The 23,577-nt window shown below is 69.0% G+C and carries 26 protein-coding genes; 18 read left to right on the forward strand and 8 right to left on the reverse strand.

Annotated features, from left to right (window positions below):
- The first annotated feature begins 19 nt into the window (after positions 1-19).
- The 3 genes from AB0E90_RS37120 (at position 20) to eccB (ending at position 3,768) form a co-directional block, all read left to right on the forward strand.
- On the forward strand, positions 20-1,114 hold the full coding sequence (locus tag AB0E90_RS37120; RefSeq protein ID WP_360416374.1) for a PLP-dependent aminotransferase family protein: 1,095 nt from the start codon (positions 20-22) through the stop codon (positions 1,112-1,114).
- A 99-nt stretch (positions 1,115-1,213) separates the two neighbouring features.
- Entirely contained in the window at positions 1,214-2,338 is a 1,125-nt protein-coding gene (locus tag AB0E90_RS37125; RefSeq protein ID WP_360416376.1) for a magnesium and cobalt transport protein CorA, read from the forward strand.
- Positions 2,339-2,382: 44 nt separating this feature from the next.
- A complete protein-coding gene (gene eccB / locus AB0E90_RS37130; RefSeq protein WP_360416378.1) occupies positions 2,383-3,768 on the forward strand; it encodes a type VII secretion protein EccB in 1,386 nt (461 codons plus the stop codon).
- Between the two features lie 56 nt (positions 3,769-3,824).
- On the opposite strand, the gene AB0E90_RS37135 is transcribed toward eccB, so the two are convergent.
- Positions 3,825-4,415 (reverse strand): hypothetical protein, encoded by a 591-nt coding sequence (locus AB0E90_RS37135; protein ID WP_360416380.1) that lies wholly within the window; start codon positions 4,413-4,415, stop codon positions 3,825-3,827.
- A 164-nt stretch (positions 4,416-4,579) separates the two neighbouring features.
- Here AB0E90_RS37135 and AB0E90_RS37140 point away from each other — a divergent pair, with 164 nt between their 5' ends.
- Positions 4,580-5,110 carry a peptidylprolyl isomerase gene (locus AB0E90_RS37140; RefSeq protein WP_360416382.1) on the forward strand — a complete coding sequence of 177 codons (531 nt, stop codon included), beginning with the start codon at positions 4,580-4,582 and terminating at the stop codon, positions 5,108-5,110.
- 15 nt (positions 5,111-5,125) lie between these two features.
- Entirely contained in the window at positions 5,126-6,037 is a 912-nt protein-coding gene (locus AB0E90_RS37145; RefSeq protein WP_360416384.1) for a rhomboid family intramembrane serine protease, read from the forward strand.
- On the opposite strand, the gene AB0E90_RS37150 is transcribed toward AB0E90_RS37145, so the two are convergent.
- Positions 6,034-6,444: a PH domain-containing protein gene (locus tag AB0E90_RS37150; protein WP_360416386.1), complete on the reverse strand. Its 411-nt coding sequence runs from the start codon at positions 6,442-6,444 to the stop codon at positions 6,034-6,036. The two genes, AB0E90_RS37145 and AB0E90_RS37150, sit on opposite strands and share 4 nt — an antisense overlap.
- Before the next feature lie 121 nt (positions 6,445-6,565).
- On the opposite strand from AB0E90_RS37150, the gene AB0E90_RS37155 reads away from it, so the two are divergent.
- The gene (locus tag AB0E90_RS37155; protein WP_360416388.1) at positions 6,566-7,012 is read left to right on the forward strand and encodes a hypothetical protein; all 447 of its coding nucleotides are present in this window, start codon (positions 6,566-6,568) and stop codon (positions 7,010-7,012) included.
- Positions 7,013-7,015: 3 nt separating this feature from the next.
- On the opposite strand, the gene AB0E90_RS37160 is transcribed toward AB0E90_RS37155, so the two are convergent.
- On the reverse strand, positions 7,016-7,885 hold the full coding sequence (locus tag AB0E90_RS37160; RefSeq protein WP_360416611.1) for a transketolase: 870 nt from the start codon (positions 7,883-7,885) through the stop codon (positions 7,016-7,018).
- 2 nt (positions 7,886-7,887) lie between these two features.
- A complete protein-coding gene (locus AB0E90_RS37165; RefSeq protein WP_360416390.1) occupies positions 7,888-8,571 on the reverse strand; it encodes a transketolase in 684 nt (227 codons plus the stop codon).
- A 60-nt stretch (positions 8,572-8,631) separates the two neighbouring features.
- On the opposite strand from AB0E90_RS37165, the gene soxR reads away from it, so the two are divergent.
- The 3 genes from soxR (at position 8,632) to AB0E90_RS37180 (ending at position 10,365) form a co-directional block, all read left to right on the forward strand.
- Positions 8,632-9,069, forward strand: a complete 438-nt coding sequence (gene soxR, locus AB0E90_RS37170) for a redox-sensitive transcriptional activator SoxR (RefSeq protein WP_360416392.1) — start codon at positions 8,632-8,634, stop codon at positions 9,067-9,069.
- Positions 9,070-9,116: 47 nt separating this feature from the next.
- On the forward strand, positions 9,117-10,103 hold the full coding sequence (locus tag AB0E90_RS37175; protein ID WP_360416394.1) for a hypothetical protein: 987 nt from the start codon (positions 9,117-9,119) through the stop codon (positions 10,101-10,103).
- A gap of 94 nt (positions 10,104-10,197) precedes the next feature.
- A complete protein-coding gene (locus AB0E90_RS37180) occupies positions 10,198-10,365 on the forward strand; it encodes a hypothetical protein (RefSeq protein ID WP_360416396.1) in 168 nt (55 codons plus the stop codon).
- A 239-nt stretch (positions 10,366-10,604) separates the two neighbouring features.
- On the opposite strand, the gene AB0E90_RS37185 is transcribed toward AB0E90_RS37180, so the two are convergent.
- Together AB0E90_RS37185 and AB0E90_RS37190 are read right to left on the reverse strand one after the other, a co-directional pair.
- The gene (locus AB0E90_RS37185; RefSeq protein WP_360416398.1) at positions 10,605-12,104 is read right to left on the reverse strand and encodes an arylsulfotransferase family protein; all 1,500 of its coding nucleotides are present in this window, start codon (positions 12,102-12,104) and stop codon (positions 10,605-10,607) included.
- Positions 12,105-12,134: 30 nt separating this feature from the next.
- A complete protein-coding gene (locus tag AB0E90_RS37190) occupies positions 12,135-13,322 on the reverse strand; it encodes a glycosyltransferase (RefSeq protein WP_360416400.1) in 1,188 nt (395 codons plus the stop codon).
- 25 nt (positions 13,323-13,347) lie between these two features.
- Between AB0E90_RS37190 and AB0E90_RS37195 the strand changes: the two genes are divergently transcribed.
- Positions 13,348-14,208, forward strand: a complete 861-nt coding sequence (locus tag AB0E90_RS37195; RefSeq protein WP_360416402.1) for a DNA-formamidopyrimidine glycosylase family protein — start codon at positions 13,348-13,350, stop codon at positions 14,206-14,208.
- A gap of 182 nt (positions 14,209-14,390) precedes the next feature.
- On the forward strand, positions 14,391-15,980 hold the full coding sequence (locus AB0E90_RS37200) for a sugar transferase (RefSeq protein ID WP_360416404.1): 1,590 nt from the start codon (positions 14,391-14,393) through the stop codon (positions 15,978-15,980).
- Here the strand turns inward: AB0E90_RS37200 and AB0E90_RS37205 are convergent.
- Positions 15,924-16,850, reverse strand: coding sequence for an SDR family NAD(P)-dependent oxidoreductase (locus AB0E90_RS37205; RefSeq protein ID WP_360416406.1), 927 nt, complete (start codon positions 16,848-16,850; stop codon positions 15,924-15,926). The two genes, AB0E90_RS37200 and AB0E90_RS37205, sit on opposite strands and share 57 nt — an antisense overlap.
- An 89-nt stretch (positions 16,851-16,939) precedes the next feature.
- On the opposite strand from AB0E90_RS37205, the gene AB0E90_RS37210 reads away from it, so the two are divergent.
- Positions 16,940-17,452: a helix-turn-helix domain-containing protein gene (locus AB0E90_RS37210; protein WP_360416408.1), complete on the forward strand. Its 513-nt coding sequence runs from the start codon at positions 16,940-16,942 to the stop codon at positions 17,450-17,452.
- Here AB0E90_RS37210 and AB0E90_RS37215 read toward each other — a convergent pair.
- On the reverse strand, positions 17,443-18,330 hold the full coding sequence (locus AB0E90_RS37215) for a dienelactone hydrolase family protein (RefSeq protein WP_360416410.1): 888 nt from the start codon (positions 18,328-18,330) through the stop codon (positions 17,443-17,445). The two genes, AB0E90_RS37210 and AB0E90_RS37215, sit on opposite strands and share 10 nt — an antisense overlap.
- Before the next feature lie 167 nt (positions 18,331-18,497).
- Between AB0E90_RS37215 and AB0E90_RS37220 the strand changes: the two genes are divergently transcribed.
- The 6 genes from AB0E90_RS37220 (at position 18,498) to AB0E90_RS37245 (ending at position 23,521) form a co-directional block, all read left to right on the forward strand.
- The gene (locus AB0E90_RS37220; protein WP_360416412.1) at positions 18,498-19,691 is read left to right on the forward strand and encodes a histidine kinase; all 1,194 of its coding nucleotides are present in this window, start codon (positions 18,498-18,500) and stop codon (positions 19,689-19,691) included.
- Positions 19,688-20,431 (forward strand): LytTR family DNA-binding domain-containing protein, encoded by a 744-nt coding sequence (locus AB0E90_RS37225; RefSeq protein WP_360416414.1) that lies wholly within the window; start codon positions 19,688-19,690, stop codon positions 20,429-20,431. Before AB0E90_RS37220 ends, AB0E90_RS37225 begins: the two co-directional genes overlap by 4 nt.
- 115 nt (positions 20,432-20,546) lie before the next feature.
- Positions 20,547-21,215 (forward strand): DUF433 domain-containing protein, encoded by a 669-nt coding sequence (locus tag AB0E90_RS37230; RefSeq protein WP_360416416.1) that lies wholly within the window; start codon positions 20,547-20,549, stop codon positions 21,213-21,215.
- The gene (locus AB0E90_RS37235; protein WP_360416418.1) at positions 21,205-21,600 is read left to right on the forward strand and encodes a hypothetical protein; all 396 of its coding nucleotides are present in this window, start codon (positions 21,205-21,207) and stop codon (positions 21,598-21,600) included. The genes AB0E90_RS37230 and AB0E90_RS37235 overlap by 11 nt, the downstream gene beginning before the upstream one ends.
- A gap of 233 nt (positions 21,601-21,833) precedes the next feature.
- Positions 21,834-22,514: a response regulator transcription factor gene (locus AB0E90_RS37240; RefSeq protein WP_360416420.1), complete on the forward strand. Its 681-nt coding sequence runs from the start codon at positions 21,834-21,836 to the stop codon at positions 22,512-22,514.
- The gene (locus AB0E90_RS37245) at positions 22,511-23,521 is read left to right on the forward strand and encodes a HAMP domain-containing sensor histidine kinase (protein WP_360416422.1); all 1,011 of its coding nucleotides are present in this window, start codon (positions 22,511-22,513) and stop codon (positions 23,519-23,521) included. The genes AB0E90_RS37240 and AB0E90_RS37245 overlap by 4 nt, the downstream gene beginning before the upstream one ends.
- The last annotated feature ends 56 nt before the right edge of the window (positions 23,522-23,577 follow it).

Below are 23,577 nucleotides of genomic sequence, written 5' to 3' on the forward strand. Positions count from 1 at the left end.
TGCTCGTAAGCTGGAAAGTATGACCGCTGAGCAGCTGATCTCCTTTGCCCGTGGCGCTCCGTCGCTGGACATCATCGACGTAGAGGGCCTGAAGGCCGCCGCCATCCGCGCCTTCGACGCCGACCCCGCCGGTATGACCGCTTACGGCACGTCCGTCGGCTATGTCCCGCTTCGCAAGTGGATCGCGGCGAAGCACGGCGTCTCGGCCGACCAGGTCATCGTGACGAACGGCTCACTGCAGGCGGATGCGTTCCTCTTCAACCACCTGGTCCAGCCGGGCGACACCGTGATCGTGGAGAAGCCGACCTACGACCGCACCCTGCTCAGCCTGCAGCAGCTCGGCGCCACCGTGCACCAGGTCACGCTGCGCGAGGACGGCATCGACGTCGACGAGCTGCGTGCGCTGCTCGAGTCGGGCGTCCGCCCCAAGCTCGCCCACATCATCCCGAACTACCAGAACCCGGCCGGCCTCACGCTGTCCGAGGAGAAGCGGCGCGCCCTGGTCGCCCTGGCCGTCGAGTTCGAGTTCATCATCTTCGAGGACGACCCGTACGTCGACATCCGGTTCCGCGGCGAGGCGCTGCCCTCGATGTTGTCGATCGACACTGACAACGTCGTCGTGCACGCCTCCAGCTTCACCAAGACGGTGTGCCCCGGCGTCCGCGTCGGTTACCTGGTCGGCCCGGCCGCGCTGATCGACGCGATCGCAAAGAAGGCCACCAACCTCTACATCTCGCCCGGCATGGTGTCCGAGGCGATCGTGCACCAGTTCTGCATCTCCGGCGACATCGAGCGCTCGGTCCAGACGGTCAGCACCGCGCTCGCCGAGCGGTCCTCGCTGCTCGCCGACTCGCTGCGCAAGCACATCCCCGGCGCGGTCTTCACCGAGCCCGACGGCGGCTACTTCCTCTGGGTCGACCTGCCCGCCGACGTGGACGTGGACAAGCTCTTCCCGGCCGCGATGAAGAAGGGTGTGGCTATCGTCAAGGGAACGGACTTCCTACTCGAAGGCGGGAAGAACTCGGTGCGCCTGGCGTTCTCGGCGGTCACCGTCGACCAGATCGACGAGGGGGTCCGCCGCCTGGCCGAGGCCATCGACGAGGTCCGCGCCTGACGATTCTCGGCACGCCGGGCGGGTAATCCGATCCCGTCCGGCGTGCACCTTTCGGTGAGCTAGCCTGCTCCCCGTCGTGCGGTGAGTGGGGAGGTCATCATGAGCGAGCGTGAGTCCGGCACATGGAGCCGGAGCAAGCCGCTGTCCCGGGCCCTCGCCGCTCCGGTGCGGGCGATGAACCGGTTCCTGGGCACGGCCGACGGCCACGCCGACGGCGCCGGGCCGCGCAACACCGGCAACGCGGTGGTCGACTGCGGGGTCTACGCGGCCGGCGTCCGCCTGCCCGGCCATTTCACCCCCGACGAAGCGCTGCAGCTGGCCTGCTCCCGCGACGACGCCTTCGTCTGGCTGGGCCTGCACGAGCCCGGCGAGGAGGAGATGACCGCCATCGCGAAGACCTACGGCCTGCACGAACTGGCCGTGGAGGACGCGGTGAAGGCCGAGCAGCGCCCCAAGCTGGAGAACTTCGGCTCGGTGCACTTCTTGGCCATGCGCACGGCCAAATATGTGCCCCACGGCGAGCTGACCGAGACCTCGCAGGTGGTCGAGACCGGCCAGATGATGATCTTCATCGGCGAGCAGTTCGTGATCACCGTTCGGCACGGCGACGCCTCCGAGCTGGGCACGGTCCGGGCCGACCTGGAGAACGAGCGGGCCGTGCTGCTGGAGCAGGGTCCGTGGGCGGTGGCCTACGCGGTGACCGACCGGGTCGTCGACCACTATCTGGTCGTCGCCGACCAGGTCGAGGCCGACCTCGACATCATCGAGGAGGGCGTCTTCACCCGCGGCGCGGGCAGCCCGATTCAGGCCATCTACCAGATGAAGCGGGAACTGGTGGAGTTCCGCCGGGCCGTGGTGCCGCTTCAGCGCCCGCTCGCCACGATCGTCGCCATCGTGCCGAAGCGGATCGGGAAATACTTCCGAGACGTTCAAGACCATCTGACGCGTACGGTCGAGCAGGTCTCGTCTTTTGATGATCTTTTGAATTCGATCCTGCAGGCCCGGCTCGCCCAGGTCACGGTCGACCAGAACAACGACATGCGGAAGATCGCCGCGTGGGCGGCCATCGCCACGGTGTGGACGGCCGGCGCCGGCGTCTACGGCATGAATTTCCGGCACATGCCGGAATTGGACTGGCTCTACAGCTACCCGGCGTGGTGGGCGATCATCCTCGGCGTCTCGGTCCTGCTCTACCGGGCGCTGCGCCGTAACGGCTGGCTGTGAGGGCCTGCCCCCTGGATATCGACGCGCACCCCTAAAGTGATGGGGTGCCGTCGCGTCAGGATCAGCTGCATTCGTACCAGTACTCGCTCCAGCGGGTGGTGGCCGCGCTGGTCACGCATGACCCCGACCCGTCCAAGTCGCCCTTGCGCCGGGCCGGCACGACGGCTCTGGTCAGTCTGCTGATCGCGAGTCTCGCCGTGCTCGGCGCCACGATCTACGGCGTCCTCACCGGACACAGCAATGTGGAGCCCAACGATCCGAGCGTGGTGTTCCAGGAGAAGGGCTCCGGCGCTCGCTACGTCTATCTCGAGTCCGACGCCAAGCTGCACCCGGTGCTCAACTACACGTCCGGCCTGCTGCTTTCCAGCAGCGAGGAGCCGAAGCTCAAGAGCATCGCGGCCGACAAACTGGCCAAGATCCCGCTGGGCCCCCCGCTCGGCATCCCCGACGCCCCCGACTCGTTGCCGGGCACGGACGACCTGATCGAGCAGCGCTGGTCGGTCTGCACCGACAACAAGGGCGACCAGGGTGAGGCGCGCAGCACGCTGCTGGTCGGCGACAAGCTCACCGACGGCACGGTCGCGATGGGCGCCGGCGAGGCGCTGCTCGTCAAGGACGAGTGGGAGACCGACCTGGTTTATGAAAACCGCCGTTTCGTCATACCGCGTGACCGTCTGCTCGCGACCGCGCGCGCCTTCGACTGGGCCGGGCAGGACCCGTGGCCGGTCTCGACCGCCTGGCTCAACGCGATTCCGCGCGGCCCCGATTTCGTGGCGCCCGCGATCAAGGAGCTGGACACCGAGTCGCCGGTCGGCGATCTCAAGGTGGGCCAGTTGGTGACCGGCCCGAGCAAGGCGGTCTCGGTCCTCCTGCCGGACGGCTCGGCCGACCTCAGCCCGATGCTGACCAAGCTCATGCAGGCCGCCGGCCGCGGCACCCCGCTCGACATCGGCGACGAATACCTGACGATGAAGGCGTCGAAGACCAAGCTGATCGACTCGAACGCGCTGCCGTCCGCGGTGCCGACCCTGCACACCGGCACCCCGGGCGTCGCCTGCATGACGCTGCCGGTCGACAGCAAATCGGGCGATGGCCTGCGGATCGACCCGACCGTGCCGGCGGGTGAGGCGGTCGACACCACCGGCGCCGAGCCGAACCGGATGCTGGCTGACTTCGCGCACATCGCGCGTGGCCGGGGCGTGGTGGCCGAGGTCGCGGCCACACCGAGCGCGCCGGCCGGCACCGGGACGGTCATCATCGTGACCGACACCGGGCGCACCTATTCGCTCGCCGGCCGCGACCTGCTCAAGAAGCTGGGTTACGCCGATGCCAAGGTGCAGCGGATCCCGTCGGCGCTGATCTCGTTGCTCCCGGCGGGGCCGGCCCTCGACCCGGCGCGTGCCCGGGAGAGTGAAGCCAAGAAGCAGTGAGCGCACGACTCAGGGCGGGTCGCCAGATCGGCGCCCGCCCGAGTCGAAAAGTTGCGTTACCGGGGGCTTTGCTTGGCCGGATCCGGCACAGTGCCGTTCGGCGTGGTGTAGGTCGTCGTCGGCTCGACCGGCTCGAAGGCCGCGTCATCGGCCCCGCCAACCTGCGCGGCCGGGTCGTACTCGTCCCACTGGGCGGCCTTGCGGCGCTTGGCCACGTACGCGGCGCCGACACCGACTGCGGTGCCGAGCAGCGCGAATCCCAGCAGACGCGAACCGCGATGGCCCTGCTTGCGGCCGATCGCCTTGTTCGCCCGCTTCTGCAGCTTCTGCGCATTGCGCTTGTTCTGCTTGGCGGACTTCTTGGCCTGCCGCTTGCTCACCTTGCCGGCCTGCCGCACGTTGTCGCTCGCGGCCGCGACCAGCGGCGTGATCGTGGCGACAGCGCTGTCCCAGCCGCTCGACGCCTTGTCCTTTGCCTTGGCAGCGGCCGGCTGAACCCGGTCGACCGCCGCGGCGAGGGTCGGGCCCACGGTCGCGCTGGTCTCCTGAGCCGCGAGCGTGGCCGCACGCTTGAAGTGATCAACGCTCTGGCCGAGCTCGGTCTTCATCTGCCGGCTACGGCGCTTGCGGCGCATCGTTGCGAACACCAGTGCCCACCTCCCTGTGGTTCTCTCCCACGTCATGGTGCCCTCTATGGGTACCCCGGCGCTGCCGGATCAAGCACATGGGGGAGGATCCGAAATGCAAGAGAACTGTCCCATCGCCCCTTAGAGGTACCCGAGGGACGACCGCGACAACGACAGGAGTACCCGTGGCTGAGACTCTTTACGCCACCCTGCACACCAACCACGGCCCGATCCGGCTCCAGCTGTTCCCGGACCACGCCCCGGCGACCGTGCGCAACTTCGTGGAGCTCGCGGAGGGCACCAAGGACTACGAGGACCCGCGCACCGGCCAGAAGGGCAGCGGACCGTACTACGACGGCACGATCTCGCACCGGGTCATCGCCGGCTTCATGATCCAGCTGGGCGACCCGACCGGCACCGGCCGCGGCGGCCCGGGCTTCAAGTTCGCCGACGAGTTCCACCCGGCGCTGAGCTTCGACCGGCCCTACCTGCTGGCCATGGCGAACGCGGGCCCGGGCACCAACGGCTCGCAGTTCTTCATCACGGTGGCGCCGACCCCGCACCTCAACCGTCGGCACACCATCTTCGGCCAGGTCGCCGACGAGGCTTCGGCGAAGGTCGTCGACTCGATCGCGACCACCAAGACCGGCGCGGGCGACCGCCCGGTCGAGGACGTCGTCATCGAGCGCGTGGAAATCGAGCGCGTGCAGGACTGACGTACCTTTGTACGCATGAGTGAGGCTCCCTCGACGGCACCGGTCTGCTATCGCCACCCGTCGCGGGAGACCTACATTCGGTGCACCCGCTGTGACCGGCCGATCTGCCCGGACTGCATGAACGAGGCGTCGGTCGGCCACCAGTGCCCGGAGTGCGTGGCCGACGGCCGCAAGACCCAGCGGTCGGCGCGGACCGCCTTTGGCGGCAGCCGCGCCGGCCAGGCGGGTTATGCAACCCGGGCCCTGATCGGCATCAATGTCGCCGTGATGATCGTCTCGGCGCTAGCCGGGGGCGCCAAGGCGATCGCCGGCTCCGGTGGCTGGTTCGGCCTGCTCGGCTCCGCGACCTCGGTGACCCGCTGGGGCGAGGTGCTCGGTTACGCGCCGTACACCCTCGGTGGTGAGGTGCACGGTGTCGCGGCCGGCGAGTGGTGGCGGCTGGTCACCGCTATGTTCCTGCACTACGGCGTGTTGCACCTGCTGCTCAACATGATGCTGCTCTGGCAGTTGGGCCGCTATCTCGAGGCTCAGCTCGGCCCGGTTCGGTTCGCCGCGCTCTACCTCCTCGCCGGTCTCGGCGGCAACGTCGCGGCGTACGTGTTCACTCCGCAGAACCAGCCGGCCGCCGGCGCCTCCACCGCGGTCTTCGGTCTGGTCGCGGCCATGTTCGTGGTCAACCGGCGGCTCAAGCTCGACGTCACCGCGCTGATCCCGCTGCTGGTGGTGAACCTGCTCTTCACGTTCACCATCTCGAACATCTCGGTGGCCGGGCACCTCGGCGGTCTCGTCGCCGGCGCCATCGTGGCCGCCGTGCTCGCCTATGCGCCGGCTGCCCGCCGCACCCCGGTGCAGGCGATCGGCTGTGCCGCGTTCTTCCTGGTGTTGCTGGTCGCGGCGGTGGTCCGCACCCAGGCGTTGCTGGCCTAGGCTGGGGTCGCCCGAAGGTCAGCCAGGGCAGTGGCAACTTCATCCGGCAGAGCGCCCAGATCGTTCGCGCTGAAAACGTAGATCGCGTCGCCGGCGTCCAGTTCGAGCGTCTCGCTGCGCAGACCGCGGTGGGTGCGGCTGTCCACGCGTACCCTCTCGATGGCTGACCAGGGCAGATGCCGGCGGCGAGCGAATCCCGCCACCACCGTCACTCCGGACGGGTCCGCCGCCAGGCGGACCGGCGCCAGCAGGTCCCGCAGCGTCCAGACGAGAAGCCCGGCCGCGGCGACCGCGGCGATTCCCCAGCGGACCGGGTCGACGCCACCGAAAGCGGCGGCCAGCACCACGACCGCGACCGCACCCATCAGCTTGGTGACCGGCAGGACCGGCTTGATGCGCCACTGCATGCGACCACTATCCCAGTCGCAACCATGGAATGGCTTACGCAAAGATCGTCAAAATTCTGTAATTCGACATTCATCGGATAGGGGCCGCTGCTTCACTGCCGGAACCACCGTTGGGAACTATATGGACGTCTTCTCCCGTACGTTCCTCCCCGCGGCCGCCGAAGCCGGTGTGACCATCCCCACCGTCAGCCGGCACCTGCCGATCATCCGCCGCTGCATCGACCCGGACGACACAACCGTGCTGGTCAGCCGGTGTTACCGGCCGGAAGCACCGATGGCCGGCGAATTCATGATGGTGCTCACCCACCGGCGGCTCGTCGTGACCCAGGAAACGAAGGTCTTCCATCGGTTGCGGCTGCACCTCAACGCCCATCTCCGGCACCTGAGCAACGTCACCTGGAACCCGGATGTGAACCACTCCGCCGTCGAGGTGACAGCGACGGCGGTGGACGGGGTCCGTGAGCGTTTCCGGCTGCGGCTCGCCGAGCCGGCCGCGGTGCCGCACTGCGCCGAACTGTTGCAGCACGTGTTCCGGCCGGCCCGGGCAACCGTGGCCATCGCCGCCTGACCCTCACCACAGGAACTCGGCGATCCGCGCGCGGAGGCCGGCCGCATCCAGGCCGTGCGCCCGCGCATGGTCCTGCCACGTGCCGTAGCGGTGGATCTCGGTGCGGCCGACACCCAGGTGCAGCGCCCGGTGCGGCACGTCGCTGAGCGCCTCGGCCACCTGCCGGGCCGACGTGCCGGCCAGGTACGGCTCGACCATGACCAGCTCGCCCTCGGCGAGCAGGCGCAGTCCTTCGGCGTCCAGCGGGCGTGGCGTGTTCGTGTACGCCACCGTCACGTCCAATCCCTCGGTCGCCGCCAGCACCGGGTCGAGCATCGGCCCCACCGCCACGACCAGCGGCCCGCCCCGCCGGATCACCTGAAGCCGGCCACCGTCCGGGTGGGCCTGGCCGTTCTCCTGCTCGCTGAGCCGCACGTAGACCCGGTCGTCGTGCCGGGCCGCCGCCCGCAGCAGCGCCGGAACCTCGTCGTGGTGGCCGGGCACGTGCACGGTCCAGCCCTCGAGCGTGTCCAGCAGCTCCACGTCACCCGGCGACTGGTGGGTGTATCCCGCGGCCGAGGCGTCGAACGACGCGCCGATGCTGACCAGCACCGCGCCCGAGCCCTGATGCCCCAGATCGAGCTTGATCTGCTCGTACGCGCGGTCGATCAGGAACGGGGCGTACGAGTGCACGAACGGCCGCATCCCGGTCAGCGCGAGCCCACCGGCCACGCCGGTCATCAGCTGCTCGCGGATCCCGACGTTCAGCACCCGATCGGGGTGCCGGCGCATCGCGGGGGCGAAGGCGTCGGAGGAGATGTCGGCGAGCACCACCGCGGTCCGTGGATCCGCGGCCAGCAATTCAAGAGTTGTCTCGACGAACGTCTCGCGCATCATCAGTTGCTCCACTTCGGTTCGACGGCGGCCACGATCAGGTTGGGCCGGTCGTGGCGGCGGGACAGGGCGTCCTCGATCTGCTGGTGATCCCGCCCGTCGATCACGGACGTGATCCAGCCGGGGAATCGGGCGGCGATCCCGCCGGGCCAGCCGTGCGTGGCCGACTGGTTGTCGATCACGATGGCGGTCAGCGGCAGCTGGATGGCCCCGGCGTACGCGATCGCCTCATGGTTGGCGCCCTCGTCCAGCTCGGCGTCGCCGAGCAGCACGAACGTGCGGGTGTCGAGGAAGCCCTGGGCGCGCAGGCCGAGCGCGGTGCCGACGGCGAGACCGAGGCCGTGGCCGAGTGATCCGCTGCCGATCTCGACGCCCGGGATCCGGGTGCGGTCCGGGTGGTGGCCGAGCGGGCTGTCCCAGCCGCCGAGGTCGTCGAGCCACTCGGCCGGGATGAAACCCTTCGCGGCGAGTACGGCGTAGTAGGCGGCCGGCCCGTGCCCCTTGGAGAGCAGGAACCGGTCGCGGTCCGGCGCGTCGGCGGTGGCCGGGGTGTTCCGCAGCACACGGTCGTAGAGCACCCAGAGCACATCGAGCGTGGAGTACGAGCTCGGCGAGTGCTTTTCGTCACCGGCCAGCCGGCGGATCAGTGGCCGGAGCGAGTCGGCGGGCAGAGCGGTAAGAGTCATGGGGATAGGCTGCAACTTAAAGTTCACTTGAACTCAAGGGCCTTCGTTCTGGAGCACAGCATGGAGACTCTCGCCATCGGCGACTTCGCGGCGCGCAGCGGTGTGGCGCCGTCGGCCCTGCGCTATTACGAGCGCGAGGGCCTGATCAGTTCCACCCGAACCGGCGGCAACCAGCGGCGATACCAGCGCTCGGAGCTGCGGCGGGTGGCCTTCATCAAGATCGCGCAGCAGGTCGGCGTGTCCCTTGAGGAGATTCGCGAGGCCCTCGCCGAGCTGCCCGAGGGCCGCACGCCGACGAAGGCGGACTGGGCGCGGCTGTCGGCGCACTGGCGCGGCAAGCTCCAGGAGCGGATCACCATGATGGAGCGGCTGCGCGACCAGCTGACCGGCTGCATCGGCTGCGGCTGCCTCTCGCTGCAACGATGCAACCTGATCAACCCAGCCGACCGCTTGGCGGCGCGCGGCGCCGGCCCGCAGATGATCGTGAATCCGCCGTAGTCCATTCGGATGATCAACTTTTCGCCCGCCGACTCTAGGATTCCGACGTGCTGAAACGGGGATTGCTGATTGCCGCGGTCGTGCTCGGTGGAACGGCGGTAGTGCCGGCCGCGATGGCGTCGGCCGCCGTGACCCTGCACGGCTCGATCATGGTCGAGTCGAACCCGGTCCTGCCGGGCTCCACCTACGAGGTCATGGTCGGCTTCTCGACCGTCGAGGCGATCGGCCGCCCGGTGCAGATCGTCCGCTCGGACGGACTGCAGGTCGGGCCGACGACGATCCCCGACGGTGTCTTCGAGTTCCCCGACACGGCGCCCACGACCGAGGGATCGCTGACCTACACCCTGTCCATTCCGGCGGACGCGGACGTCGACGCCTTCACCAGCTCGATCACGGTGCAGGTGCAGGGCGCGCAGCCGACCACGCTGACGCTGAACCACAACGGCGCCTTCTACAACTACGGCACGACCGTCTCCTTCACGGCGCAGCTGGGCCGGGGCGCCTTCGCCCCGGTCGCGATCTATGCGGACCCGGCCGGCACGGACCCGAGGCGGCTGCTGGCGAGCCGCAACGTCGACGGCAACCGCAGCGTCACCACCTCGCTCAAGCTGACCCGCAACACGCTGGTCACCGCGGTGTTCGCGGGCGACAGCTACAGCAAGCCGGCGACGGCCTCGGTCATGGTCTACACCCGAGCGAGCGTGTCGACGGCGGTTTCGAAGCACTACAAGACCAAGGGCGCCTATTACGTTTTTCACAAGAAGGCCAACCCGGTTTTCGGTACGACGATGACCGCCTACCCGAAGCGCAAGCAGTACCTGGTGGTCGAGTCCTACTCGGGCGGCAAGTGGCGAGCGGTCAAGACCGGCTACTACGCGCTGACCGGTGCCGGAAAGTCGACGGTCACGTTCACGAACAGCCGCAAGACCGGCGTCCACTACCGGGTCCGGGCCGCCTACCTCAACGTCAAGTCCGGGGACACGGTCAACGCCACGACGTACGGCGCTTACCGCTACTTCACCTTTACGAAGTAGCCGACATTCCCGACTGGTCCGACGGGGCGACATGGCACCCGGGACGCGACTATCGTGCTTCCCTGTTGATCATCAACGGGGGAGCACGTATTCCATGAGATCTCAACTACGCCTGCTCGGCGCCGCCCTCCTGGCCGCCGGCCCGCTGTCCGACCCCAACGCCGACCCGGTCCGCTGCCGCAACCGCGCCGCCGAGGGCGCCCAGCCACCGAGACTCCAGCCGCGCTCGAACCGCCCCATCGGCGGGCCGGCCTGCCGGTAACCGCAATCCATGAAGGCCCCGCCATCAGGCGGGGCCTTTGCTTTGCGCGAAACCGCCCGCTCGGGCGGATGAGCTGCGGAGGGCGTGGGATTCGAACCCACGATGAGTTTCCAGTACCGGCCCACACGCATCCTTGATGTCGGTGCCTCCATTGCCACCTGAGACACCGACATCAAGGAAAAGGGAAACCGGCCTGACCCGCAGTGCCGACGGGCGGGAGCGATCATCGGGCCTGACTGCTAGACGCGGACTGGGATTGCTGAGGAGGCGCCCAGCAGCTTTCCCGAGGCGTCCAGGGCCTCGGCCACGACGTACTCGGGCGTGCCGTTGACTGTGATTGTTGTTTCGAAGCCGGACCGGGCCGCCTCGAGGTTGGTCGTCAGGGCTCCCGGCTGGGTGCCTGAGCGGGCTCGCCACTTGCTCACCTTGGTGGCGCCGTTCCAGCTGGCGCTGACCACCACGTTGCTGCCTACGACGGTCAGGCCCAGGGCCGGCTGGTCCAGCGGCGCGCCGGTCCAGTCCACCTTGTATGCGCGGTAGGACTGGTTGTCCAAGGGGATGTGGCCGGCCAGGCGGACGGTGCCGTCGGCATTGTGTTCGGTGAAGTACGGCATCTGGCCCCAGCCGATGAACGAGCCGCCGTCGGCCAGCTCGCGGAAGTTGCCCTGGGTCGGGGCGGAGATCTTGTCGGGGTGCAGGTATTCGGCCACGAACTTCGCCGTCTTCGCTGCCTCGTCCAAGCGGAGGACCAGGCCCCGGGAGTAGTCGCGGACCTTGGTCACGCCGGCGCCGTTGTCGAAGACGCTGTATGTGCCGTCCCGCCGCTGGCGGAAGTCGTGCTGCCAGGCGAAACTTGCCTTCTCCTCGATGGTGAAGTCGGTCTTCTTGCCGCCCAGCCGCCAGATCACCGCGCCGGTCGTTTTGTCCAATTTGTACGTGGTCCACGTGTGCCGGGACGAGATGATGATGTTGCCGTCGGCGGCTACCCCGACCGAGTTGGCGTGGAAGTAGTCGTAGGGCAGGTGCGCCGAGTTGCCCACCGGCAGGGGTGCGTAGGACTCGTCGAGGCCGACGTGGTCGCTGGCCCGCCACTCGAACAGCTTCTTGCCGGTGGCGATGTCGATCTCCTGGATCACGCCGTCGTGCAGGACGCCGTCGGTTGGGCCGCCTACCGGGCTCAGGTCGTACGGAATCGGGTCGTACACCCAGAACAGGGCCGAGTTCCGCGCCGTAATGACGAAGTCGTGCTGGTCGGCCTGTTCGGTGCCGGCCGCGCGCACCCGGGTGATCTCCCGGTACGAACTGTCGGCGAGCACGAACTCGCCCTGGCCGACGCCCTGCCCGCCGGTGCCGCCGATGGTCCCTTCCCACCAGGTCAGCACCGGCTGGTTGCGGTACTGCTGCACCTTGAAGTCGATCGCCACGGTCGCCGGGTCGGGCACCTTCTTGAACCAGATCGGCGAGCCGTTCTCGTCCACCATCAGCGGGCCCCACAGCCCGGTGCCGGAGGCCGGCGAAAGGCAGATGTAGCCACCCACGGTCCCGTTGGCCGGCGTCGTGATCGTGACGTCCGGCATGGTCCGCAGATCGGGCCGGGAACGGTACTTGGCGGGTGCGGCCGTCGTGGGGGCCGGCTCAGCCGAGGATTGGGGGGAGCGGATCGCGTAGCCCACCCCGCCGCCGGCGACCCCGACGAGGGCCGCACCACCCACGCCGAGCAGCAGATTTCTACGGTTCACTCGATTCAGCATTCCCCGGCGGCGGGCTTTCTACCTGTGCGTGCGCTCAGAGTTCGCTGTGACTTCCCGGTATATCTCGACCAGCCGGGCGGTCAGCACATCCGGATGGAATTCGCGCAGGTAGCGGCTCCGGGCAACCTTCGCGAGACCGGCTGCCTCGTCGCGGGCGACCGGCAGGGCGGCGGCCAGGGCCGCCGCATCGGGAGACACCAGCCAGCCGGCGCTCTCGCCCTCGTCCCCACCGATCAGGTACGGGATCCCGCCCACCGCCGTGCCGAGGACCGGCCGTCCGTCGGCCATCGCCTCCAGGATCACCGTGGGCAGCACGTCGTTCCAGGTCGGCACGGCCAGCACGACCGCCGCCGCACGGCGGGCCGTGGTCATCTGCGAACGGTCCAGGATCCCGGCGTAGGTGACGTCGGCACGCTCCGCGGCGGCCTGCTCGGCCAGCGGCCGCAGTTCGCCGTCCCCGGCGATCAGCAGCGGGCCCAGCGAGCCGTCCGGGTGCCGCCGCCACGCGTCGAGCAGCAGGCCGAGGCCTTTTTCCGGGGAGAGGCGGCCGCCGTACAGAAAGCCTTCGCCCGGCGCGGTCGGCTCGCCCGGGTCGGGGTACGCGTTCGGCTTCACCACGATGTGCTCGTCCGTGATGCCGTAGTCGCGCAGGTGGGCCGCGATCCGATCGGTGAGCGCAATGTACTTCTCCACCGACCGCCAGGTCGGCCGGTGCACGGCCAGGGTGGTGGCCATCAGCGCGCTCTGCGCGGCCGAGCCCCGGTAGCAGCGGTGCTTCACGGCCGGCCAGCCCAGCAGCTTGCCCCGGCAGTCCTGACAGTTGTGGCCGTCCCGGAAATACAGCCCGGAGGAGCACACCTGACGGTAGTTGTGCACGGTCTGGATCACCGGCACGCCGTGCGCATGAGCCGTGCGGATCACCCAGGGCGAGAGCAGGGGGTACGGGTTGTGCAGGTGCAGCACGTCCGGGCGCTGTTCGGCTAGCAACCGGGCCAGGTCACGCTGGGCCGGGCCGCCGTAGATCGGGGAGATCGGCAGCAGCGCCTTCTGCACGGCCGGCAGCTCACCGATCGAGTCCGAACTGCGCAGGAATGGCAGCACTTCGACACCGGCCGCCCGCAACTGGGCGATCTCGGTGTCCACGATGACGTTCTCGCCGGAGGGGATAGCTTCGCGATACCGGTTGTGCGCAACCACGACCTTCACGCGTAGAGACGCTACCGTTGATGCCGTGCCGGAACTTCCCGAGGTCGAGGCGCTCGCGGCCTACCTGCGCGAGCGGGCTGTCGGCCACACTGTCGAGCGCCTCGAGGTGTCCTCGTTCAGCGCGCTGAAGACCTATGACCCGCCTGCCTCCGCCGTCGCCGGGATGAAGGTCCGCGACGCCGGTCGGCACGGCAAATTCCTCGACCTCGGCCTCGGCGACGACCTGCACCTCGTGGTGCACCTCGCGCGGGCCGGCTGGCTGCACTACCGCGACGCGTTCAAGTCGCCGGCGCCGCTCAAGCCGGGCAGCGGGCCGATCGCGCTGCGGTTGCGGCTCGACGACGGTTCCGGGTTCGATCTGACCGAGGCCGGCACTCAGAAGTCGCTCGCCGCCTACCTGGTGCGCGACCCGGCCGAGGTGCCCGGCGTGTCCCGGCTCGGGCCCGACGCGCTGGCGGTCTCCGAGGGCGAGTTCGCCGAGCGGATCCGGTCGCGCAACGGCCAGATCAAGGGCGTGCTGGTCGACCAGGAGGTGCTGGCCGGCATCGGAAACGCGTACTCGGACGAGATCCTGCATGTCGCCAAGCTGTCGCCGTTCGCGCTCACCGGCAAGATCACCGACGAGCAGATGACCGTTCTCTATCAGGCGATGCGCGAGGTCGAGACGGACGCGGTGGCCCGCTCGGTCGGGCAGAAGGCGGCCACGCTCAAGGGCGAGAAGCGCGCCGGGATGCGAGTGCACGCCCGCACCGGCCTGCCGTGCCCGGTTTGCGGAGACACCGTGCGGGAAGTTTCCTTCGCCGACAAGAGCCTGCAGTACTGCGCTACGTGTCAGACCGGCGGAAAACCGCTGGCCGACCGCCGCCTGTCCAAGCTGATTCGATAGCGGTCTTTCGTAACGCTTTGTAATCGATTGACTCGGTGCGGTACTGCCTGCGCGACGCACGCTCCCTAACACACGTTCCATCGGTATAGTGGCCCGGTCCCAGGCAACCCGCGAGGGTCGACCGGGTCGTGGCCGAGGAGGCCGGGGCCCGACAGCTCGTGGCAGTGCGTAATCTTTTCCGGATGCGGGAGGACGTAGGCGAAGTGACTACCAGCCTGCATCGCCCGGTTACCGACAGCAGCCGGAGCAAACCCGTGCCGTACGACAGCTTCGAGTGGCAGCAGGAACAGCCGCCGAGCAACGGCGTACCCCGATCGGCCTGGAATCGGACGCACAAGCGCCTTTCTCGCTGGCACCGGCCGTACACCTTGGCCCTGGTCATTCTTGATCTTCTCGCCGTTCTGCTGGCGAGCTATCTCGCATCGACCCTGCTGGAGAAGTCGAAGTCCGGTTTCGACAACCGCAGCCTCGGCTTCCTGCACGGCGCCGATCTGTTCTCCTTCTTCGCGTACCTGGTGCTGCCGCTCGGCTGGCTGATCCTGCTCTGGGCGAACGGCACCTACGACCGCCGCTACCTGGGTCTGGGCAGCGAGGAGTTCAAGCGGATCGTGCGCACGTCGGTCACCGTGGTGGCCTGCGTCTCGCTGCTCGCGTTCGCCACCAAGACCGGCCTGTCCCGTGGCACGGTCGCGATGGCCTCGGTGAGCGCTCTCTTCTTCCTGCTGACCGATCGGGTCGCAGCCCGGCAGGTGCTGCACCTGGCCCGCCGCCGCTACGGCCACGGCGCGCACCGGATGATCCTGGTCGGCACGCTGCCCGAGGCGCTCGAGGTCTACACGGCCGTCACGCGCTCGCCGGCGGCCGGCCTGATTCCGGTCGCCATCCACCTGACCGACGGCTACGCGGCGGCCCGCGGCCTGGAGACCCCGGTCCCGGTCTATGCGACCCGTGACGTGATGTCGCTGGTGCGCGAGGTCGGCGCGGACACCATCGCGGTGTGCGGCTCGGCCAGCGCCGAGCCGGGCGAGCTGCGCCGGCTGGCCTGGCAGCTCGAGGGCACCGGCGTCGACCTGGTGGTCGCGCCGCAGCTCACCGACATCGCCGGCCCGCGCGTGCACATCCGCCCGATCGAGGGCCTGCCGCTGCTGCACGTGGAGGAGCCGACCCTCTCCGGCCCCGGCTGGCTCGCGAAGAACCTGCTGGACCGGGTGGCGGCCGGCCTCGGCCTGCTCGTGCTCAGCCCGTTCCTGGCGTTCATCGCGCTCGGCATCAAGCTCTCCGACCGCGGCCCGGTCTTCTTCCGGCAGCCCCGGGTCGGCCACGAGGGCCGTACGTTCCGGGTCTGGAAGTTCCGGACGATGTATGTCGATGCCGAGGAGCGCAAGGCCACGCTCGAGGAGCTCAACGAGTCCGACGGCATGATGTTCAAGATGAAGGAGGATCCGCGGATCTTCTCCTTCGGGCAGAAGCTGCGGGCCACCTCGATGGACGAGCTGCCCCAGCTGATCAACGTGCTCAAGGGCGAGATGTCGCTGGTCGGGCCGCGCCCGCTGCCCGCCGACGACGGTGACTACCTGGGCGACGTGCGCCGCCGGCTGCTCGTGCGCCCCGGCATGACCGGCCTGTGGCAGGTCTCCGGCCGCTCCGACCTGAGCTGGGACGAAGCGGTCCGCCTCGACCTCTACTACGTCGACAACTGGTCCCTGACGTACGACCTAGGCATTCTCTGGCGCACGATCTGGGTCGTCCTGAAGCGCAAGGGCGCTTACTGACCACAGGCGGGCGGCTTTCGCCGGGTCGAGGGCGTAACTCGCGACCCCACGGCGCACACCCGGGGTGTACGCCTCGGCCACCTGGCAATCCTCGAAATAGCGACCGGTCACCCCTTCGACCAAAGGCGAAGCAGCCAGCAGTACGGACGTGGCCGCACCCTGTTCGATGTTCTTGATCGACACACCGCTCGAGCCGGCCGGGTCGAAGGTGGCGGGCGGCGCGGCCAGGTGCCGGCCGAGGTTGGTCGAAGCGATCCGGCCCGGGTTGAGCGCGTTGACCGCGATGTGGTCGGCCGCCCAGCGCTTGGCCGCCTCGACCGCGAACAGGATGTTGGCCGTCTTGGACTGGCTGTAGGCGGCCCACGGGTCGTAGGGGTGCCGCTCGAAGTTGATGTCGTCGAACAGCACTTCGCCGTTGACGTGCCCGACCGAACTGACCGAGACCACCCGCGCGCCATGCGCCGCGGCGAGCGCGTCGTGCAGCCCGGTCGCGAGCGCGAAATGACCCAGGTGGTTCGTGCCGAACTGCAGCTCCCAGCCCTGCGCGGTGCGCATCTCGGGCGTCGCCATGACGCCGGCGTTGTTGACCAGGATGTGCAGCGGACCGGCCCACTCGTCGACGAACCGGCGCACCGAGGTCAGATCCGCGAGATCGAGGGTCAGCGCGCGCCCGCCGATCTCCGCGGCGACACGGCGGCCCGCATCGAGGTCGCGAACCGCCAGGGTGACCTCGGCGCCCACGCCGGCCAGGGCTCGCGCGGTCGCCACGCCGATCCCGGACGATCCGCCGGTGACGATCGCCCGGCGGCCGCGCAGGTCGACGCCGGCGATGACGTCCGCGGCGGTGGAGGTGGCGTTGAAAGGCGTCATGCTCCCACTCCCTTGCTATCGTTTAACCGGACCGAGGTCCGCTTAGCCCCGAGCTTAAGCGGACCCCGGTCCGTTTACCAGGGAGTGGCATGAGAGCTGACGCACAGGAAAACCACGAGCGAGTGCTGGAGGTGGCCGCCCGCGCCTTCGAGCGGGACGGAACCGGCGCGTCGCTGAAGGCGATCGCCCGGGAGGCCGGCGTCGGGATCGGGACGGTCTACCGGCGCTTCCCGACCCGCGAGGCGCTGGTCGAGGCCGTCTACCGGCAGGAGGTCGACCAGCTCTGCGCCGCGGCCGATGAGCTGACCCTGCGCGCATGGATGGAGCGGTTCATCGACTTCATGGCCACCAAGCGCGGCCTCGGCGAGACACTCCGGGCGGCGCTGACCTCGGAGGAGGATCGTCAGGACACGCGTGATCGGCTGCGCGCGGCGATCGCGACGCTGCTGACGAGCGACGACAGCGTGCGGCCCGGGGTGGATGCGAACGATCTGTTGATGTCCCTCGGCGGCATCACCTTGATCGCCGCCGAGGAACACCAGCGAGACCTAGCTTCCCGATTGCTCGACCTGCTTACTCACGGCTTGCGCCGTCAGCTGTAGTTACACGTGCTCTTGTAGGACGAAATCGTGGTGTCGGTCGGGTTCGGGCACAGGAACTGGTCGTAGCGGGTGTCGTTGTCGATGAACCGCTTGAACCAGGAAATGCTGTACTTCGCGATCGTCGTGTTCGCCGACGTGGGCGCGCTGTGGGTGGCGCCTTTCAGTTCCATGTAGGCCTTGTCGAGGGTGCTCGGCAGGCTGTTGTAGAACGCCAGACCGTGCGACGACGGCGGCGCGGTGGTGTCGTTCTGCCCGGTGACGATCAGGGTCGGCGTCTTGACCGTCGTCCAGGTCTTGGTGCTGTGGTAGGGCGCCATCGGCACGCTCGCCTTGATGGACGTGCGGGTCTTGGTGGCCGACAGGGCGCCACCGCCACCCATCGAGTAACCCATCACGCCGAGCCGGGTCGCGTCGATCCGGCTCTTCACCGTGCTGGTCGTGGTCAGGTAGTCCAGGGCCGCCAGCAGCTGCGTGCCACGCGAGTCGGGCGAGTCGTAAACGCTGTTCGTGTCGATGATGAACACGACGAAGCCCTGCGACGCGACGCGCGGGCCGAGCCACGCCACCGCCGACTGCACGTTGGTGAAGCCGGGCACGAGGGCGATCGCGCCGAACGTGCCGACGGTGGTGCTGGTCGGGTAGTAGATGGTGCCGCCGCCGAAGCCGCTGACGCTGGACTTGGCGACCGTGACCTTGGCGGTCGCGAACGAGCCCGTGGTGGCTTCGATGCTCGCCTTGGTCGGAGCGGGGCCGCGCTCGTACGGGTTGGCGGCCAGAACGGGTGCGGTGGGCGCCGCCACGAACGCGAGGATCATGGCGAACACCGCGATCAGGGCGTTACGGACGGCACCCCTTTTTCGCCGGGTCGGTGTGAACATCTAGCTCTCCCCAGGTTGTGGGCCATGCTGTGAGGAATCCACCGAGGCTTCTGGCCTCGCTGGATCGATGTTTCTCGATGCTGTTAAAGATTGTTACCACCTGGTAATCCCAATTGGCTCCCTGCCAACAAGTTATGGCTGTGTTTCGGGGCCATATCCTCTGGCGCATGGCGGGACAGGCAGGGAGCGCTCTCGCGGTCGTCGCGGTCATCGCCGCGCTGGCCGCCGCCGTCGTGGCCGTCGTGCGGCTGCGAGCCCGGCGCGGCATCGCCACCGCCATGCAGCGGGCCACCTACGACGTGCTGCACACCGCCGCCCTCGCCGCCGAGCCGTTGCGCGGCGGGCTCACCACCGCGACCGCCGGCAAGGCGGCCCGGCACCTGCGGGCGCTGGTCGGCGCGGTCGGCCTGGCCGTCGACGACGGCGAGCGCTGCCTGGCCTTCGACGGGCGTGGCAGCCACCACCGCGAGCAGTTCACCGCCGCCGCTCAGCGCGCCCTGACCACCCACCGCTCGGTCGTGCTCGCCGCCGCCGACCTGCCCTGCGACCGGGTCGACTGCGTGGTGCGCGGCGCCGTGGTGGCGCCGCTGTCCGGGCCGGACGGCCGGGCCACCGGCGCCCTGGTCGCGGTCGCCGACGACCACCCTGCGCCGGGGTTGGTGCAGGCCACCGCGGAGGCCGCCCGCTGGGCCGGTTCGCAGATCGCGCTGGCCGAGCTCGACTCGTCCCGCGAGCGGCTGGCCCGGGCCGAGGTGCGGGCGCTGCGGGCGCAGATCAGCCCGCACTTCATCTACAACGCGCTCACCGCGATCGCCTCGTTCGTGCGCACCGACCCGGAACGCGCCCGCGAGCTGATCCTCGAGTTCGCCGAGTTCACCCGCTATTCGTTCCGGGCGCACGGCGACTTCACCACGCTCGCCGAGGAGCTGCGGTCGATCGACCGCTATCTCACCATCGAACGGGCCCGCTTCGGCGACCGTCTCCAGGTGCGGTTGCAGATCGCGCCCGAGGTGCTGCCGGTCGGCCTGCCCTTCCTCTGCCTCCAGCCGCTGGTGGAGAACGCCGTGCGGCACGGCCTGTCCCGCAAGCCGGGCGTCGGTATGGTGAGCATCGAAGCTCGTGACGCGGGCGCCGAGTGCCACATCACGGTCGAGGACGACGGTGTCGGGATGGATCCGGCGGTGTTCGCCCCCGGCATCCCGGACACCGACGACGGGCAGCACGTCGGCCTCACCAATGTGGACGAGCGCCTGCGGTCGGTCTTCGGTGATCGCTTCGGGCTGGTGGTCGAGACCGCGCCCGGCGCGGGGACGAAGGTGAGCATGCGAGTGCCCAAATTCCATCCGGGGGTCCGAGCTTGAGCCTTGTCGTCCTGGCCGTCGATGACGAGCCGCCCGCCCTCGACGAGCTGGCCTATCTGCTCAACGCGGATGGGAGGGTGGCGCACGTGCACCGGGCCGGCGACGCCACCGAGGCGCTGCGGGTGCTGCGCGACACCGAGGTGGACGCGGTCTTCCTGGACATCCGGATGCCCGGCCTGGACGGCATGGAACTGGCCCGCATCCTGCGCCGCTTCGCCCGGCCGCCGGCGATCGTCTTCGTGACCGCCTACGACGACGGCGCGGTCGACGCCTTCGACCTCGGGGTGACCGACTACGTCCGCAAGCCGGTGCGCGCCGAGCGGCTGGGCGAATCCCTGCGCCGGGTGGCCGGACTGCGCCTGGCGCCCACCCCGGCCCCGGCGCCACCGTCGGACGAACCGGCCATCCCGGTCGAGCTGGCCGGCACCACCCGGATGCTGCCCCGCTCGTCGGTGCGCTGGGTGGAAGCCCAGGGCGACTACGCCCGCCTGCACACCTCGGACGCCTCCCACCTGGTCCGGGTCTCCCTGGCCACACTGGCCGAGCGCTGGGCGGACGCCGGTTTCGTCCGCATCCACCGCTCCTACCTGGTGCAGATCCGCCTGATCTCCGAGCTGCGCCTGACCGGCTCGGGCTACGTGGTGGCGGTCGACGGCATCGAGCTCCCGGTGAGCCGCCGGCACACCCGCGAACTCAAGGACAAGCTGATCAGGGCGGCCAAGCACGACTGGACCCGCTGATTTCCACCGCCAATCCACACCGTTGTCCACAGGCCCACCGGGTTCTCCACAGAGTTATCCACAGGCTGGAACTGACTGACACCACGACCCACGCGGAGTTGATACCGTCATCGCCATGACTCGGCCGGGTGCAGAACGGGACGTGCGATTCACCGCACCCCTTCTCACGGCGCACGCCGCCGGCATCCATATGGGCATCCCCGACAGCACTATCCGGCAGTGGGCCGGGCGCCGAGACCCGATCGTGCATGCCGTGCCCGCCGAGCGGAACGCGCCCACATTGCCTTTCATCGCGCTTGCCGAAGTTCAGATTCTCCGTGAGCTGCGGCGGGCTGGCCTGAGCATGGCTCACATCCGCGACAGCGTTGACAGCCTCCGCCGGATGACCAACGAAGATTTTGTACTGGCCAGAAACACGATCGCCACGGACGGCGGGGACCTGCTTTACAACGCAGCCAGTCGGGCCGCCCCGGAATGGGTGCGAGCCAAGGACCATCAGGGTGCCCTACGTGAGGTCGCCGAGCGGCTGATCACGTTCATTTCCTACGCCGACGACGGCTTTGCCCAGCGGCTGCGCCTACGTCCGTACGGTGAAGCCGACGTCATCATCGACTCGAGGTTCGGGTGGGGGCAGCCTGTGCTCGCCCACTCCAAGGTTCCGGTGGAAGCTATCGCGGACCTCTTCTACGGCGGTGAGTCGATCGGCGACATCGCCGAGGAGTACGGCATAACCACCCCGGAGGTCGAGGCGATCATCCGGGTGACGGCACGGCGTGCTGCCTGACTTTCTCGTTGACCGAAGCATCGGCCGAAGAGTCGTTGATCTTCTGCGAGAAGAAGGGTTGACCATCCACACTCTTGCTGACGTCTTCGGGGAAGAACGCGCTCAAGCCATGTTCGACCCAGAGTGGATCATGCACGCCGGCAAGCACGGGATGCTGGCCTTGACCAAAGACAAACACATCCGTCACCGCACCATTGAGCGTGATTCGGTAGCTGCTGCTCACGTTCATCTCTTCGCTCTGGCCGCTGGCAACCTAGGCTTTCAGGCCACGGCGGACGCGTTCATAGCCGCCGCTCCGAGGATGCAAGCCGAGGCCGCTACAGTGCAGGGCGGCGTTATCTGGGTTGTCCATCGCGATGGAAACATCTTCCGGCAATGGCCATGAGGGCCTCGGCAGACTTGCTGGCCGTTGCCACAACACCCCCTGGTTGGTCCCAACCGGTATAGCCATCGGCAAGAAACGCTCGTACCTCCACAGGTTGTTCACAAACTCACCTCCGGGTCTGCACGGGTGATCAATAAGCTCCCCCTCGCAAGTTCGGCCGGTCGGGGACGGGGGCTGACCGGCCGGGCTTGCGCATACTCGGTTAGATCGCAGGCAGGGTGGAGGTGGCATCGGTGGAAAAGAGGGTGCTCGTCGTCGAGGACGAGCGGACCATCGCCGACGCCGTCGCGGCCCGGCTGCGGGCCGAGGGCTTCGTCGTCGAGGTTGCCGGGGACGGGCCGGGCGCCGTCGCCGCGGCCCGGCGTACGCCGCCCGACGTGATCGTGCTCGACGTGATGCTGCCCGGCTTCGACGGTCTCGAGGTGTGCCGGCGGATCCAGGCCGAGCGGCCGGTGCCGATTCTCATGCTCACCGCCCGCGACGACGAGACTGATTTGCTGGTCGGGCTGGCGGTGGGCGCCGACGACTACATGGTCAAGCCGTTCTCGATGCGCGAGCTGGCCGCCCGGGTGCACGCGCTGCTGCGCCGGGCCGCGAAGGGCGCCGCGGTGCCGGCCGGGCCGCCGACGCTGCGGTTCGGCGATCTGGAGATCAACCAGGCCGAGCGGCGGGTGCTGCGCGCCGGGGTCGAGGCGCACCTCACGCCGACCGAGTTCGACCTGCTGGTGCACCTGGCCGGCAATCCGCGCACGGTGCTGCCCCGGGAACGCCTGCTCGCCGACGTGTGGGGCTGGGCCGACGCGTCCGGCACCCGCACGGTGGACAGCCACATCAAAGGGCTTCGCCGCAAACTCGGTCCGGACCTCATCCGTACCGTGCATGGGGTCGGTTATGCCCTTGAGGTCGAGCGATGAGGAGCCTGCCGCGGCCGCTCGACCCGGTTCAGTCCATCAAGATCAAGATCGGGATGATCCTGATCGGCGCGGGGGCGGCCGGGATGATCTGGTTCTGGCTGTGGCTCGGCTGGTTCCCGATCTGGACGTCGGTCACCGCGATGATCGTCGCGCTGACCACGCTGCAGTTCCTCGCGCACGGCATGACGTCGCCGCTGCGCGAGATGACCGCGGCGGCCCGGCGGATGGCGCAGGGCGACTACACCCGGCGGATCCGGGCCACCTCGCGGGACGAGGTGGGCCAGTTGGCCACCACCTTCAACCAGATGGCCGCCGACCTCGCGGCGGCGGACCAGCAGCGGCGAGAGCTGATCGCGAACGTCTCGCACGAATTGCGTACGCCGATCACCGCGCTCCACGGCCTCCTCGAGAACATCGTCGACGGCGTCGCCGAGGCCGAACCGGCGATGATGCAGACCGCCCTGGCCCAGACCGAGCGACTCGGCCGCCTGGTCACCGAGCTGCTCGATCTGTCCCGGGTGGAGGCCGGCGTGATTCCGCTGGTCCGCGCCCCGATCAACGTGCCCGACTTCCTCGACGACGTGGTTGCCGAGGCCCGGGTGAACGCGGCCGGCGCCGGCCGGGACGTGCGCTTCGAGATCGCCGCCCCGCGCGTGGTCGTGCCCGGCGACCGTGAGCGACTTCATCAGGTCTTCGCCAACCTGCTCGACAACGCGGTGCGGCACAGCCCGCCCGGCGGCACTGTGCTGGTGCGCGCCGAACGCCATGACGACCACCTGCTGATCGCGGTCGCCGATCAGGGCGAAGGCATCCCGGCGGCCGAGCGCGACCGGGTCTTCGAGCGCTTCACCCGCGGGGAGCGGCCGGCCGGCGGCGGCACCGGACTCGGCCTGGCCATCGCCCGCTGGGTGGTCCAGATGCACCAGGGGACGATCGCCGTGGTCGACCCCGAACGTGATCTTCGCGGTTGTCACATCCACGTGAAACTCCCGCTGCAACCCGTCTGATCTGCCTCTTCACCGAAGCCCGGGGGCTCCCCGGGCCATCCGACGCTGCCCTCCGG

The organism is Actinoplanes sp. NPDC026619 (genome assembly GCF_040638295.1).
In the GTDB taxonomy this organism is placed as follows: domain Bacteria; phylum Actinomycetota; class Actinomycetes; order Mycobacteriales; family Micromonosporaceae; genus Actinoplanes.

Bases quoted from the DNA above. Each gene is read 5' to 3' on its own strand.
- AB0E90_RS37120 (WP_360416374.1), top strand. From the start codon at position 20: ATGACCGCTGAGCAGCTGATCTCCTTTGCCCGTGGCGCTCCGTCGCTG.
- AB0E90_RS37125 (WP_360416376.1), top strand. From the start codon at position 1,214: ATGAGCGAGCGTGAGTCCGGCACATGGAGCCGGAGCAAGCCGCTGTCC.
- AB0E90_RS37145 (WP_360416384.1), top strand. From the start codon at position 5,126: ATGAGTGAGGCTCCCTCGACGGCACCGGTCTGCTATCGCCACCCGTCG.
- AB0E90_RS37150 (WP_360416386.1), bottom strand. From the start codon at position 6,444: ATGCAGTGGCGCATCAAGCCGGTCCTGCCGGTCACCAAGCTGATGGGT.
- AB0E90_RS37155 (WP_360416388.1), top strand. From the start codon at position 6,566: ATGGACGTCTTCTCCCGTACGTTCCTCCCCGCGGCCGCCGAAGCCGGT.
- AB0E90_RS37160 (WP_360416611.1), bottom strand. From the start codon at position 7,885: ATGCGCGAGACGTTCGTCGAGACAACTCTTGAATTGCTGGCCGCGGAT.
- AB0E90_RS37165 (WP_360416390.1), bottom strand. From the start codon at position 8,571: ATGACTCTTACCGCTCTGCCCGCCGACTCGCTCCGGCCACTGATCCGC.
- soxR (WP_360416392.1), top strand. From the start codon at position 8,632: ATGGAGACTCTCGCCATCGGCGACTTCGCGGCGCGCAGCGGTGTGGCG.
- AB0E90_RS37180 (WP_360416396.1), top strand. From the start codon at position 10,198: ATGAGATCTCAACTACGCCTGCTCGGCGCCGCCCTCCTGGCCGCCGGC.
- AB0E90_RS37200 (WP_360416404.1), top strand. From the start codon at position 14,391: ATGCGGGAGGACGTAGGCGAAGTGACTACCAGCCTGCATCGCCCGGTT.
- AB0E90_RS37205 (WP_360416406.1), bottom strand. From the start codon at position 16,850: ATGACGCCTTTCAACGCCACCTCCACCGCCGCGGACGTCATCGCCGGC.
- AB0E90_RS37210 (WP_360416408.1), top strand. From the start codon at position 16,940: ATGAGAGCTGACGCACAGGAAAACCACGAGCGAGTGCTGGAGGTGGCC.
- AB0E90_RS37215 (WP_360416410.1), bottom strand. From the start codon at position 18,330: ATGTTCACACCGACCCGGCGAAAAAGGGGTGCCGTCCGTAACGCCCTG.
- AB0E90_RS37220 (WP_360416412.1), top strand. From the start codon at position 18,498: ATGGCGGGACAGGCAGGGAGCGCTCTCGCGGTCGTCGCGGTCATCGCC.
- AB0E90_RS37230 (WP_360416416.1), top strand. From the start codon at position 20,547: ATGACTCGGCCGGGTGCAGAACGGGACGTGCGATTCACCGCACCCCTT.
- AB0E90_RS37245 (WP_360416422.1), top strand. From the start codon at position 22,511: ATGAGGAGCCTGCCGCGGCCGCTCGACCCGGTTCAGTCCATCAAGATC.